This window comes from Acinetobacter pittii ANC 4050, assembly GCF_000399685.1.
In the GTDB taxonomy this organism is placed as follows: Bacteria; Pseudomonadota; Gammaproteobacteria; order Pseudomonadales; family Moraxellaceae; genus Acinetobacter; species Acinetobacter pittii_E.
Map to the genome: position 1 here is coordinate 2,302,937 of NZ_KB976987.1, position 14,175 is coordinate 2,317,111.

The following is a 14,175-nucleotide window of genomic DNA, read 5'->3' on the forward strand; positions in this document are numbered from 1 at the left end:
GCTTAAGTGCCGAAAAAGTTATTTTAATTTGTATATATTTTACGCAAAAATAAAGCCAGACTTTAATTGTCTGGCTTTTTATCTTTTAGATATTTTAATTAAACTTTATTTACTTGAAAAAGATAAGCTTTAAACCTAGTAGAGTAACAATACTCCCAGCAACTCGATCAACGCCGGTTTTTGCTTTCAAATACATTTTTCTAGGTTTTTCTGAAGATAACAGCATTGCCACACATGAGTACCAACCAGCATCAATCATAAAACAAATCACTGGTAATGCGACGTAGTAATAATTTGGAATTTCTTTTGGCAACAAGGCAGTAAATACACTGGCTAATACAACAGCGATTTTTGGATTACTTAACTGGGTAATTAAGCCATATCGATATGCTTGTTTATAAGTCATTTTCGATTTGCCGTCGTTTTCCATCGCAATAGGTTCTTTGGCATGTTTAATAATTTTAAAAGCTAGCCAAAGCAAATAAAGCCCCCCACCAATTTTTAAAATTAAATAAGCAGAAGGTACCGCCAACAAAACTGCTTGTAACCCCATAACTGCTAATAGACCAAAAAGAGCTGCGCCAGTCCCCGTTCCTAATGCTGTAAACAACCCATGTTTACGTGATTTAGAAATTGAATTTTGCGCTACATAAATAAAGCTTGGCCCAGGGCTTATTGCTCCAAGCATCAATGCCATAGCAATTGAAAAAAGAGGAATAAGGGACTCAAACATTGTATTGACCTAGCATCATGCAATTGCGCGGTATTCTAACAGCTTTTTATGACGCATATAAAAATAGCAAAGATATAAATGATGAAAATTGAATTTTCATGTTTTTACAATTTATATCTTCACAACGGACAAAAATGTCCGTTAAATATATAACCTTTAAAACTCTTCAACCAGTGACATGAGTAAACGTCAAAAAATTGCTGCCCAGAATCGGGATGAATTACTCAATGCAGCCGAAGAATGCTTTCGTATTCATGGTATTAACGTCCCTCTACAGGTTGTAATTGATCATGCTGGTGTCGGCAGAGCAACGTTCTATCGTAACTTTGGTGATCGTAAAGCTTTAATTAGCGCCCTTTTAGAACGTGCGATTACACAGTTAGAGCAAAAAGCAGCTTATTTTCAACAATTCGAAGATGGCTTATTTCGTTTAATTGAAGGACATATTGGACAACTTCCTAAGCTTGCAATTTTGCAAGATTTTTGGAGAGTGATTGATCGACAAGATCCAATTATGTTAAAAATTTATGAACGGCGGAATAATGCACTTAACCCACTGATTGAAAATGCGATAGAACAAAAATTGTGCCGAGCTGATCTAACTGCTGATGACTATGCAATGGTCACTGCAATGTTGGGTTCTTCATTTCAAGGACATGAAACAGAAGAACAGGCTCGCTTAGCAAAACGAGCAATTGAATTACTGTTTCAAGGTATTCAAATACAAAAAATTCGAGGGATAGAATGAGTAAAACGCCTCGTTATTTAGAAACACCACCCGACTGGACCCCAGAAGAGCAACCGACTCTACCAGGTTCACCGGCAGCTATTGCACATTCTGTACCTAAACGGTTTATTTATTTTTTTATCGGTTTATTTGTCGCTCTTTCAGCAAGCTTAAGTAATGGTTTTATTACGGCAAATTTACCTTTAATTCAAGGTGAGTATGGACTGACGCCTTCCGAGGCTGCTTGGCTACCTGCGGCCTATGTTATGGCAAACGTTAGCTCAAACCTGATTTTATTTAAAGCCAGACAACAGTATGGACTGAGAGTATTTTCAGAAATAGGACTCGTGATTTTTATTGCGGTTCTGGTCTTACATATTTTTGTGCATACCTATGAAATGGCGCTATTTGCTCGGGTTGTGGCCGGTTTAGCTGGCGCGCCACTGAGCTCATTAGGCATGTATTACACCATGCAAGCTTTTAAAAAAGCAGACATGGCAAAAGGAATATATATCGCCTTCGGCTTTCAGCAACTCGGCGTACCATTGGCTTGGATTATTTCTCCATTTCTTGTAAATACAGACAGTTGGTCTGTTCTATATACATTTGAGCTCGGCTTAGCACTTTGTTGTTTAGCCATGGTTGTTTCATTAAAGTTACCACGTAGCTTACGAATTTATGTTTTTGAGAAGCAAGATTTTTTTACCTTTGCTTTACTCGCTCCTGGCTTTGCCTGTTTATGTATTGTGCTCACACAAGGCCCAATTTTATGGTGGTTTAATAGCCAGTGGCTTGCTTATGTATTAATTGCAGGTTTTAGCTTAGTTGTTCTTGGGTTGCTCTATGAACACTATCGTGCCAATCCATTAATTATGACGCGTTGGTTAGGTGCTGCTTCAACCTTACGTTTCATTTTTGGTGCTTTTGCTATTCGGCTTTTAATGTCAGAACAAAGCTATGCAGCGGTTAACTTCTTAAAAACAATGGGGATGGGTCCAGACCAATTTGTTCCACTCTATGTTGTCATCTTGGTGGGAATTTTAAGTGGAACTCTTTTTAGTGCCCTGACTTTTTCACGCGAAAGAATTATCTTCCATTTACTTTTTGCAGAGTTTTTAATTTTAGTTGCCTGTGGACTAGATTATCACCTAACCAGTGATGTCCGACCTGTGAATTTCTTTGCAAGCCAATTTTTAGTCGGCTTTGCTGGTGGTCTATTTATTGGCCCATTACTGCTTATTGGCTTTGCACAGACACTTGCTAAAGGTCCATCTTATGTAGTCACCTTTATCGTATTATTTTCTGCAACCCAAACTTTCGGTGGTCTTGTCGGGTCTTCATTCTTTTCAACCTATCAACAACATCGTACGCAAAACTATCAAGCCGAGATAATTAAAGATTTAGAACAAGCAGACCCTCTAGTCGCTCAAAGACTCTCTACCTATCAACACAGTGCATCAGTTACTACGACTGACCCAGCATTACAAACAGCCCAATCCATGCGTTCGCTTAATCAAGTGGTCACTCGTGAAGCCCAAGTGCGTGCCTACAATGATGTAATTGCATTAAACGGTATTTTTGCTGTCGCACTACTCTTGTGGGGTGGTTTTAATATTGCACGAAGTAAATATTTACAACGTAGAGGAATTAGCCGTCCTTAATGGCTTTCATTATTGATGAAATAGAAATTGAGATTGATATATGTCAGATGATCAAAACAAACCGGAACATACCCCTGCTCAGGCACCTGCCAACGAGCCAACACCTGCATCTGCACCTGCACCTGCACCTGCAAGTAAACTGATTCCGACAAAACGCTCAACTTTATTATGGATGTTAGGTGTTCTTATTGTCGGTATTTTAGTGATTTTATGGGCATGGAGAATCGGACCTTTCGCAACGAGTGTTCAGCAAACTGACAATAGTTATGTAAAAGGTAAGACAACGATTTTATCGTCACAAATTAATGGCTACGTAAAGGATGTAGTTGTTAAGGACTTTGACCATGTCAAAAAGGGTCAAGTCCTCATGCATATCGATGCCACTACTTATGACCAAAAAGTAGCGCAAGCGGCCTCAGGTGTTGAACAAGCTAAAAATACTTTAGCCAATCAAACCCAGTCCATTGCTCAAAAACAAGCTGATATTGTGGCTGCACAAGCCAAAGTTGAACAAGTTAGAGCTCAATATGATCTCTCTTTAGCCCAACTTAGACGCTATCAACAGTTAGGAAATAGCGGAGCAGCCTCTAAATCTGAACAAGATAAAGCTGCTGCAGATGCTGAAAATAACCTTGCAGCACTTAAACAGGCAGAGGCTAATGTTTTAGTTGCCAAAGAAGCGCTTAAAACGGCACAAGTCGCAGAAGCAGGTTTAGAAGCGCAAGTTTCCAGCGCTAAAGCACAATTAGATCAGGCACAAACTACCAAAGACTACAGTGTCATTGTTGCTCCAATGGATGGTCAACTTGGTGAGGTGAACCCTCGTGTTGGGCAATATGTAGCAGCAGGCTCCCAATTACTCTACCTCATCCCACAGCAAACTTGGGTAATCGCTAACTTTAAAGAGACCCAAATTGCTAATATGCGAATTGGTCAAAAAGCATGGTTCACAGTCGACGCCATGAAACATAAAAAATTTACAGGACATGTTGAACAGATCTCACCTGCCGCGGGTTCTGAGTTCAGTGTGTTAAAGCCTGATAATGCAACAGGAAACTTTACCAAAGTGGTTCAACGAATTGCGGTACGTATTACCATTGATCCAAATCAGGAAGGAATGGAACATTTACGCCCTGGCATGTCAGTGGTTACTTCTGTCGATACAAGTTCGTAAACAGCTTTTTAAAGCTCTATTTAAAAAGCTACAATGTGATCAATCATTATTTTTCTCAATTTCTAATGTTTGATCACATTGCCCAGCCTATCTCCTGTCAACACATTGGACTCCCCTCATCTGTTCATCTCGACATTAAGCGATTAGATTTAGTTCATCCTCAAATTTCGGGCAATAAGTTTTTCAAATTGAAATACAATTTGCTTGCCGCAAAACAACAAAATTTATCAAGTATTTTGACTTTTGGTGGGGCTTATTCCAATCATATTGCCGCAACGGCCTATGCAGCTCATCTTTTTGGTTTAAAAAGTATAGGCATTATTCGTGGAGAAGAGTTAGCTGACAAACCTCTTAATCCAACCTTAGCAAGAGTCCAAAGCTTAGGAATGCAGCTACATTTTGTCTCACGCCATGAATATCGATTACGAGATGATGCCAACTATCTTCAACAATTACACCATCAATATCCTGAAACTTTCATTATTCCTGAAGGCGGTACCAATGAACTGGCAGTTCAAGGTTGTCAGGAAATTCTCAGTCAAAGCGATTTAGAGCAATATGATGTAATTTGCTGTGCAGTCGGTACTGGCGGAACGATTTCAGGGCTCATTGAGCGAAGTGCATCGCATCAAAAGGTTTTAGGATTTTCGGCTCTAAAAGGTGATTTTTTACAACAAGAAATTCGGCAATGGACCAAAAAACAAAATTGGTTGCTCACAGATGCATACTGCTGTGGCGGATATGCAAAAACCTCACCCGAGCTATTGGCATTTATAGAAAATTTTGAAGAGCAACATGCCGTACCACTTGAACCGATCTATACGGGAAAGATGGTGTTTGGTCTGCTTGATCTTATAAAAAATAATTACTTTGCTGAGGGAACTCGCATTCTGGCAATCCACTCAGGTGGTTTACAGGCAGATATAAGAAATAAATCACATCAATAACTTACTTATGTTCAGGTCGTATTATTACCCACAGCGGTAAATGTCTTTAGCACGACTAAGGCTCGGCATGATAGTATATGCCCCTTTTAAATTTTCACGATTAATCGAGAATCTCTTATGTCTAACAGTCATGTCGATGTCATTGTCTTAGGTGCAGGTGCTTCTGGACTCATGTTGGCTGCACATGCTGCTAAACGAGGGCGCTCGGTTTTAATTTTAGAAAAAGCCAATAAAATTGGTAAAAAGATTTTAATGTCAGGTGGCGGTAAGTGTAACTTTACTAACTTGTATGTAGAACCTGACAACTATATTTCTCACAATCCACACTTTGTTATTTCTGCCCTATCACGCTATAGCAACTGGGACTTTATTGGTTTGGTATGTGATTATAAAATTGCTTATGAAGAACGAAAACACGGACAGTTATTCACGCTAAATGGCGCTAAAGAAATTTTAGAAATGCTGGTGAGTGAATGCAATAAAACCAACAATGTTGATATTCAAACCCAATGTGAAGCTGTCCAGATTGACCCTTTAGAACAAGGCGGTTTTACTGTACACACTAACCAAGGTCGGTTTAGTTGTGAGTCATTGGTGGTGGCTACAGGCGGCTTATCTATTCCGACTCTTGGTGGTTCTGGGTTTGGCTATGAACTGGCACAAAAGTTTGGACATCAGGTTTACCCAACTCGTGCAGGTTTAGTTCCATTTACTTTTTCAGATCATATTAAAGAGGTCACTACACGTCTAAGTGGTAATGCTTTAGATGTGACACTCAGTAACTCGAAAAATAGCTTTACTGAAGCATTATTATTTACGCATCGTGGTTTAAGTGGACCAAGTTCTTTGCAGCTTTCAAACTATTGGAACTCGGGAGAAAGCTTCAAAATTGACTTTTTCCCAAGCCAAGATTTAACAACTTATTTAAAAGATAAAAAGAAAGCGCAACCCAAAGTTCTATTACGTACACTTCTTAGCGAGTTTACCGCGAAAAGTATTGTCCAAGAGTTACAGCAACTCATCTGGAGCGAGCAGAGTGAAACAGCGATTGGTAATATCAGTGATGCACTGTTAGATCATATTGCCGAACAGCTACATGGTTTTACTGTTAAACCATCAGGTACAGAAGGATATCGTACTGCTGAAGTTACTTTAGGGGGAGTGGATACAACTGAAGTATCTTCCAAAACCATGGAAAGTAAAAAGCAAAAAGGTCTGTTTTTTATTGGCGAAGTACTTGATGTGACTGGCCACTTAGGAGGTTATAACTTCCAATGGGCTTGGTCTTCCGCTTATGCAGCAGCACAATATGTTTAAATGACAAAGAAGCTAATTTGATGCTTTCGAATCATTTGACGAATTTTCAGAATTACGCGTATGAGTTGTTGTCTGTTTTGATGAATTAGATTTGTTAAAGACAAATTTATAAGCACTTGCTAAAAAACCTACGGTAATTCCCGCAATGACAATCGGTGCTAAAAAACGACCTGGTTTCTTCATCGTATTTTCCTCACTTATTTGTTTTTATAACGGCCCAAAAAAGGACGACCACTCAATATAGAGTGGTCGAACTTATCACAAAAATCAAAGATTTTTTGTACTGTTTATCTGAAAAATTAGTTTCATCTACTAAATTTCGTCATTTTCTCCAGTAGATCCAAACGGTTTATTTACTGGTGGTTGTGCTGGATTTACTTGCGCAGAATCAGCTGGTTTTGCATCAGATGACACGGTTGACGGTGAAGTTGTCGTCGGTGCAATTGTAGATGTTGACGAAGTAGTCGTTGCAGATGAATTACCGGCAGATGGAGTGCTCGTAGTGGTAGTAGAAGGTGGTTGATACAGAGGATTTGGTTCGTTAGCTTCTTTTTTAGCTTTATCTAACAAATCACTCAATAGTCTTTCAGCTGGTTGGCGACCACCTAAACCAAATGCAAGAGCGAAAGCAACTGCAACTGCGCCTAGAGTCAAACCAAATGCAAGATTAACGATTGAATCCGCAATACCCATCGCTCTTAAACCAAGCGCAAGTACTAGACCAATAATTAGCACACGAACTAAACTACCCAACCAACGCGAGCTATTATATTCACCACGTTGAACTACGTTTGCCACAACATTGGCAAGCCAGAAACCAATAACCAAGATTACTGCGCCCAATAGAATGTTTGCACCGAAATGGATAAACATTGCGATTAGACCACTAATCTGATCGAAACCAAGACGATCCGCAGCTTCAGAAACTGCAAACAGCATCGTAAAGAATACAATTAGCCAGCCAACTGCATTAGAAACTTTAGTTTCACCTAAAAAGCGTTGTACATCTAATTTTGCAGGAATTTCATCAACACCTGTACCTGCAATTAATTCAGCGACTAAGCGGCCAACAAAACGAGAAACAATATAAGCAACCAGTAGAATTAAACCAGCAGCAATAATATTTGGAATTGCCTGCAAGATTTCATTAAGCATTGCTGTCGCTGGCTGAGAAATTGTCTCAATGCCTAAAGCTTCAAATGCCACAATCAACGTGGTAATAATGATGATTGCAAAAACAAATGAACCTAAGAATTTGCCTACATTAGAGTTTTTGAAAAGACCAATTTTTTCAGCTTGGGCCTGAACACCTAAGCTATTTACCAAACCTTCAACAATACCGCGTACAATTTTTGCCAAGATATAACCAACAAAAACGATAACGCCAGCAATAAAGATATTTGGTAAGAACGCTACGGCGTCATTTACCATATTTTGAACTGGAATCAGTAAGCCTGTTAATCCTAGTATTGAAAGAACAATCGGAAGGAAAAGTAACAATACAAGCCAGTAAAGAATTTCACCAATGTTTTGGCTAATTCCACCTACACCCACTTCGCTGCTTAACTTATCATCGAGTTGAGTTCGCGATAAGACATTGGTCACCCCTGCTCGCACCAGTCGAGCAACGATCCAACCAATAAAACCTACCACAACAGCAGCAATAATATTTGGAATATAGACAAGTACCTGATTCACCATATTGCTGAACGGGCCACTTACTCCACTAATGTTAAGTACATTGAGAGCTGCGACAACAGCTAAGATTAAAATAAACCAGAATACGACTTTTGAAATAAGGCCTTCTATATTTGGAGTACGCCCAGTTGCTGAAGATAATTTTGCATTGGTATTTACCTTTTGCAGAAGTTTTTTAACACCTGCCGCAACCAATAAAGCAATTATCCAGCCTACCAGTAAGATGACGATTGCAGCTAAAATAGGATGAAACTGATCCCAGTAATACATCGCATCAAACTGAGCGCCGCGAGGCCCATCAAAAAATTCATTCATATTGTTATGTCCTCAATTGTTATGTTCTTTTCAGTGCTATCAATAATGAAAAACACTTTTCGTTGTTAAAAATGACGATGAATGCGGTCTATCTCACCTTATGTTTTGAATATTTTCTAATCAACACAGTTCTGCATAAATACAACAAATTGATGCAAAAGGTTGCAAAAAAAGCCTTCAGGTCACGTCCTAAAGGCTTTCTATAAAGATATACTGGTTAGCTTATTACCCTTTATAAATATTCAAATCTGAAGTGCTCTTAATGACATGTGGTGTGGCCTCATGTTGAAAAGCGGCTTCTTCTTTAGGTGTTTTGCTGTGATCAGCAACCATGTAGACGATCAATGCAATAAGAAAAAGCCCAACAATAATTAAAATGTAAACTGGCAATCTTCTTTTTTTCGCAGTTTCTTCAGGACTCGTCACATGAGGTGGTTTTGAAAAATCATGCATCTTCTTTCCCCTCTTCTTTTATCATTAACTTTATAATCATCATAGCAATTTGGTTTGTTGCATTGTGTGAAAAAGCATTATGCTAAGGTGTCTGTGGTTGCAAAACTCTACTATTAAAATCATAAAAACAGTATAAAATTTAGGCGAAATTATTTTACCCTTAAAAAATAATGATGAGTTATGCCCCAGCTTCTTCAATGTTCTATTTGTAATACAATATGTTTTAGCGCTCACTTTTTATAAAATAGGCTATAATAAGCCCCCTTGTTTTAAAGCTGCTCTATTTTATGATGTATCGTCAGCAAAACGTAACACTTGATCTCGACACTGACGTCACACATCAATGTTATTTACATCAGACGAGAGACGAACATCTCATTGGTATTATTGAATTTAATAAACCAAGTTATGAACTCAAATGGGGTGATTTAGAGTATTTTCGTCGCCGTACTGAAGAATTTTCCGTCATGCCGTTTCCTGACTGCATTAATGCCATGATTGTTGATATTCGTAATATCAATATTTTTTTGGACAATGAAGTTCCGATTTTACCTTGGCGTTTGCTTGAAGAAGACTGCCCTGTTCGCTTAGTTGTCCCTCAAGATCGTTTGGAACATTATGCAGGTCTTTTTGAACCAACTTGGCTTTCAACTGATGTAGATAGTGCAATCGCAGAAATTCGCGAATTTATGGATATGTTTGTCCACTAATAAACATATCCATAAAATTAATTTTTAAGTAATTCCAAAATAAGATTTATTACCAGTAATTTTCTACCGCAATATTTCCCTCACCTCGACGATTCATCGTCAAACCACGTCGTTTTAAAGCCTCTTTAGTGTCATCTACCATTTGCGGATTTCCGCAAAGCATGACATGGCTAGTGGCAGGGTTCAGTTCTATACCAGCAGATTTTTCTAGTTCACCATTTTCAATCAAAATTGGTAAACGCTCATGTAACGGTGCAGATGGATCACGGGTAATAATTGAAATAAATTTAAAACCATTGTGCCCTTCTCCAAAAGTTTCAGCAATCTCTTGAATACGATCGACATACGCTAATTCAGCTTCAGTACGGACACTGTAAACCAAATTAATCTTTTGATAATTAGACCAAGTTTCAAAGTCTTGTAGCATCGATAAAAATGGAGCTAAACCTGTACCTGTTGCCAGTAACCATAAATCATGTGGTAAAGGTTGTTGATAGCGAGCTAAGGTCAAATAGCCATAAGGTATTTTTTCTAAGTAAAGCTCATCACCTACTTTTAGATGTTGAAGATTTGATGTAAATGCGCCGTCGGGCACTACAATCGAAAAGAATTCAAGCGTTTCATCAAACGGTGAGGAGACAACCGAATAAGCACGAACAACAAGCTCCTCTCCAACTTTCAACCCAATACGTGCAAATTGCCCAGCCGTAAATTTAAAATGTGCAGGGCGAGTCATGGTGAAACTGAAAAGAGTTGGGGTCCAGCGGTGTACAGATAAAACTTTTTCTACGCTAAATTTTTCAATTGACATGATTTCAACGTGGCATGAAATAGTGCGCTCATGTTAGCATGACAGCCGAAATAATGAATACTTTTAAACGTTAAGGCTTTTTAAACATGCGCATGACATTACGCCAGTTGGCTGTTTTTGTAGCAGTCGCTCAAGAAGGAACTGTCACTAAAGCCAGTGATGCGGTCAGACTGACGCAAAGTGCAGCAAGTATGGCTTTAGCAGATTTAGAGGATGGGCTTGGTGCTCCTCTATTTGATCGTTTAGGTAAACGATTACAGCTTAATGATTTAGGTCGCTTTTTATTACCACAAGCCCTAGAAATATTAGGTCGCTGTGAAGCTTTTGAACAAGCTGCAAAAGGTGAATTACAAAGCATTGATTTACGTATTGGGGCCACTTTAACGATTAGTGATTACCTCATGCCAGATTTAATGGCAAACTTTTTACAGCATCATCCTAAAGCGCATTTACAATTACAGGTAGGCAATACACGCCAAATGATTGAAGCAGTTAATCAATTCCAACTTGATTTAGCTTTAATTGAAGGATCATGCCACTTACCTCAGCTCCAATGTATCCATTGGCGTGATGATGAGCTTGCAGTATGCTGTTCCCCAAATCATCCATTAGCACGCTTAAATAGACCTTTAACAGCTCATGATTTTCTTCAAGTCGAATGGATTTTACGTGAAGAAGGTTCAGGAACGCGTGAAGTATTTGATAACGCTATATTGCAAGATCTACCAGACGCGAATATTCGCCTCACCCTTGGTCACAATGAAGCAATCTTAAAAATTGTTGCTGGTGGTTTAGGTATGTCATGTATTTCTAAACTTGCTATTGAACCTCTAATTGAAAAGGGTCAATTAGTGATTTTAGATACGCCATTCTGGCAGCTTACCCGCCCACTTTATATGTTGGTACACCGTCAAAAGTATCAGGGTCCAGGCCTCAAAGCATTCTTACAATTTTGTGAAGATCAGGTTTAAAACCTGATCTTTTCATTCATTAACGTCGAAAATTTGACAACAATTCGCTTGTGATCGCTTTATTGTGATTCGCAATTTTATTTTTCTTGGTTTTCGCAGGATTTGGGTCAACACGCTCAATTTTGATCGCTTTAAATTTGCCCTGATTATCTGCGGCAAGAAATCTTACTTTTTCATTTCTTTTCGGTTCGCCCTCTGATGCAGGGAAATCAGAAATATGAAAGAAAATATCTCCTTCAGTAGTTTCAATAAAACCAAACCCTTTATCAGGGTTATATTGTTTTACCCATCCAGTATAAAACTCTTGCTTCATGATCTTTCCCCTACTTTTCCAATCCAGTTGTTGCGGTAAATAAAAAAGAGACTCACGATTCCGTTTTAAAATTATACGGTTTAATGAAGTCTCTTTTTATTACGATTTCAAAAAATTAATCTTTTTGTACACTACCAAAAATTTTATCGCCAGCATCGCCCAAGCCAGGAACAATATAACCTTGTTCATTTAAGCCATTATCAATAGATGCTGTATAAATTTGCACATCTGGATGAGCTGCTTCAACTTTAGCAACACCTTCTGGAGCGGCAACTAACACCATAACACGGATATCTTTACAACCACTCGCCTTTAACACATCAATAGCAGCAACTAAAGAATTACCTGTTGCCAACATTGGATCAATAATCATCGCAAGACGGTTAGCGACATCTGGAACTAGTTTTTTATAATAAGTACGAACTTCTAAAGTTTCCTCATTACGCTCAAGACCTAAAACACTCACTTTTGCGCTTGGAATCAGATTAAGTACACCATCCAACATACCAATTCCGGCACGTAAAATCGGTACAATCGTTATTTTCTTACCAGCAATACGCTGTGTAGTAACAGTTCCAGCCCATCCATCAATTTCGCAATCCACAACTGGTAAATCTTTTGTTGCTTCATACGTCAATAACATAGTCACTTCCTGAGCAAGCTCACGGAAATTCTTGGTACTGATATCAGCACGACGTAACAAACCTAATTTATGACGAATAAGTGGGTGACGAATTTCTTGAATGGCCACAGATGTTACCTAAAAATATAAAAACGTATTTATTATAATCTTTTTTTAATGCTCAATAAAAAAAAGCCTCCAGTTTTGGAGGCTTTTTTGTACACCAGACTTACTGTTGTGAAAGCATGAAATGTAATGGAGATAAAATTTCTGCTTTTAATGCCAAATTAATCATTGGATCTGGGTAAACACCCAGAATAATAACTAATGCAGCAGCAGCCAATACCATTAAACCACCCACTTTTTGTCCCCAATGAGCATCTGCATCAATACGAGGAGTTTCTGGTGGTGTCATATACATGACAACCATCACACGTAAGTAATAGTACAAACCAATACCACTACCCACAATAATCATTGCAGCTAAGAACCAGTGCTGAGTTGTTACAGCTGCCATTACCACCAAGAACTTACCAATGAAGCCTGCTGTTAATGGAATACCAGCCAAAGACAACATCATGACTGTTAAAGTTGCTGTAAGTACTGGACGGCGCCAGAACAAACCACGGTAGTCAGCAAGACTTTGCGCTTCATCTACGTTGTTATATGGGCTAGACATTAACGCTACCGCACCAAAGGCACCGATAGTTGTTAATACATAAGACACCACATATACAGTTACGCTGCCCAAGCTTGCATAAGTCATGCTAATTAAAGCAATTAACAAATAACCAAAATGAGCGATAGATGAATAACCAAGAATACGTTTTAAGTTAACTTGACGAACAGCGAGTAAGTTACCAACCAAAATCGACAATACAGCAATGATTGTCAAAATAGTTACTAACGAGTTCACCATCATTGCGCCTGAAGCAAGCATATAGCGCACGAATAAACCAATTGTTGCAACTTTAGCAGCAGTTGCTAAGAAAGTTGCCATTGGTGCTGGTGCACCTGCATATACATCCGGTGTCCATTTATGGAACGGCGCAAGCGACAATTTAAATGCAACAGCAAAGATAATAAGTGCTAAACCTAATAACACCATTGGCTGTTTGATTGCTTCAAATAATGCTTGTACAGAATCATAGAATGAAAGCGAACCAGTATATGCATAGATATATGCCATACCCATCAACAACATTGCAGAAGCTGTTGCTGAAAGTACAAGGTATTTAATACCCGCTTCAAGTGAATTACTACGTTGATACGTATAAGCAAGTAAGCCATATACAGGAATCGACATTAACTCAAGGCTAATGAAGAACGACGCGTAGTGAGAACTTGCAACCATCAACATTGCACCTGCTACTGAAGCAAGTAACAAAAGGTATAACTCTTCGCGGTTGTCTTTATAAGTTTCGATATAGGCGTGGGACAAAGTACAACAAGCCAATGCCGCAATCAAAATCATAAATTGATAGAACATGGTAAATGGATCAACCATAAACATGCCCATCACATTTGCCGGTACAAACTTACCGCCAAATACTGCAAATAAAATATAAAGTGCAGCGAGGTTTAAACCAACAACAGAAGTCGTTGCGATTAAATTATGATTACGCTTAATAGAAATTAACAACATGACGACGATTGTTGTCAAAGCAACAATCATCACCGGAGTTAAAGGCATAAGCGTAGAGTATGATACTGTGAAGTTCAT

15 protein-coding genes are annotated in these 14,175 nt (G+C 38.6%); 7 read left to right on the plus strand and 8 right to left on the minus strand.

From position 1 onward, the window contains the following. Positions 1 to 109: 109 nt before the first annotated feature. Positions 110 to 733 (minus strand): LysE family translocator, encoded by a 624-nt coding sequence (locus tag F931_RS14625; RefSeq protein WP_002120398.1) that lies wholly within the window; start codon positions 731 to 733, stop codon positions 110 to 112. A gap of 178 nt (positions 734 to 911) precedes the next feature. Here F931_RS14625 and F931_RS14630 point away from each other — a divergent pair, with 178 nt between their 5' ends. The 5 genes from F931_RS14630 (at position 912) to F931_RS14650 (ending at position 6,559) form a co-directional block, all read left to right on the plus strand. Then, complete coding sequence (locus tag F931_RS14630) at positions 912 to 1,481, plus strand: TetR/AcrR family transcriptional regulator (protein WP_016142080.1); 570 nt, start codon at positions 912 to 914, stop codon at positions 1,479 to 1,481. Next, positions 1,478 to 3,121, plus strand: coding sequence for an MFS transporter (gene emrB, locus F931_RS14635; RefSeq protein WP_016142081.1), 1,644 nt, complete (start codon positions 1,478 to 1,480; stop codon positions 3,119 to 3,121). Before F931_RS14630 ends, emrB begins: the two co-directional genes overlap by 4 nt. Before the next feature lie 40 nt (positions 3,122 to 3,161). Next, positions 3,162 to 4,295, plus strand: coding sequence for an HlyD family secretion protein (hlyD, locus tag F931_RS14640; protein ID WP_016142082.1), 1,134 nt, complete (start codon positions 3,162 to 3,164; stop codon positions 4,293 to 4,295). A gap of 65 nt (positions 4,296 to 4,360) precedes the next feature. Beyond that, entirely contained in the window at positions 4,361 to 5,242 is an 882-nt protein-coding gene (dcyD, locus tag F931_RS14645; protein WP_016142083.1) for a 1-aminocyclopropane-1-carboxylate deaminase/D-cysteine desulfhydrase, read from the plus strand. 117 nt (positions 5,243 to 5,359) lie between these two features. Next, entirely contained in the window at positions 5,360 to 6,559 is a 1,200-nt protein-coding gene (locus F931_RS14650; protein WP_016142084.1) for a BaiN/RdsA family NAD(P)/FAD-dependent oxidoreductase, read from the plus strand. A gap of 12 nt (positions 6,560 to 6,571) precedes the next feature. On the opposite strand, the gene F931_RS14655 is transcribed toward F931_RS14650, so the two are convergent. The 3 genes from F931_RS14655 to F931_RS14665 form a co-directional block, all read right to left on the minus strand. Then, complete coding sequence (locus F931_RS14655; protein ID WP_016142085.1) at positions 6,572 to 6,742, minus strand: hypothetical protein; 171 nt, start codon at positions 6,740 to 6,742, stop codon at positions 6,572 to 6,574. Positions 6,743 to 6,871: 129 nt separating this feature from the next. Further along, on the minus strand, positions 6,872 to 8,572 hold the full coding sequence (locus F931_RS14660; protein ID WP_016142086.1) for a mechanosensitive ion channel: 1,701 nt from the start codon (positions 8,570 to 8,572) through the stop codon (positions 6,872 to 6,874). A 225-nt stretch (positions 8,573 to 8,797) separates the two neighbouring features. Then, positions 8,798 to 9,025 carry a hypothetical protein gene (locus F931_RS14665; protein ID WP_005803268.1) on the minus strand — a complete coding sequence of 76 codons (228 nt, stop codon included), beginning with the start codon at positions 9,023 to 9,025 and terminating at the stop codon, positions 8,798 to 8,800. A gap of 290 nt (positions 9,026 to 9,315) precedes the next feature. Here F931_RS14665 and F931_RS14670 point away from each other — a divergent pair, with 290 nt between their 5' ends. Next, a complete protein-coding gene (locus F931_RS14670; protein ID WP_171067949.1) occupies positions 9,316 to 9,735 on the plus strand; it encodes a hypothetical protein in 420 nt (139 codons plus the stop codon). Positions 9,736 to 9,784: 49 nt separating this feature from the next. Here the strand turns inward: F931_RS14670 and fpr are convergent, their stop codons facing one another. Then, the gene (gene fpr, locus F931_RS14675; protein WP_016142088.1) at positions 9,785 to 10,546 is read right to left on the minus strand and encodes a ferredoxin--NADP reductase; all 762 of its coding nucleotides are present in this window, start codon (positions 10,544 to 10,546) and stop codon (positions 9,785 to 9,787) included. A gap of 86 nt (positions 10,547 to 10,632) precedes the next feature. On the opposite strand from fpr, the gene gigC reads away from it, so the two are divergent. After that, complete coding sequence (gene gigC, locus F931_RS14680; RefSeq protein ID WP_009393857.1) at positions 10,633 to 11,517, plus strand: LysR family transcriptional regulator GigC; 885 nt, start codon at positions 10,633 to 10,635, stop codon at positions 11,515 to 11,517. 19 nt (positions 11,518 to 11,536) lie between these two features. Here the strand turns inward: gigC and F931_RS14685 are convergent, their stop codons facing one another. The 3 genes from F931_RS14685 to nuoN form a co-directional block, all read right to left on the minus strand. Beyond that, a complete protein-coding gene (locus F931_RS14685; RefSeq protein WP_016142089.1) occupies positions 11,537 to 11,830 on the minus strand; it encodes a cold shock domain-containing protein in 294 nt (97 codons plus the stop codon). Between the two features lie 115 nt (positions 11,831 to 11,945). Next, positions 11,946 to 12,581: a uracil phosphoribosyltransferase gene (gene upp / locus F931_RS14690; RefSeq protein ID WP_002120045.1), complete on the minus strand. Its 636-nt coding sequence runs from the start codon at positions 12,579 to 12,581 to the stop codon at positions 11,946 to 11,948. Between the two features lie 100 nt (positions 12,582 to 12,681). Then, a complete protein-coding gene (gene nuoN, locus F931_RS14695; RefSeq protein WP_016142090.1) occupies positions 12,682 to 14,175 on the minus strand; it encodes an NADH-quinone oxidoreductase subunit NuoN in 1,494 nt (497 codons plus the stop codon).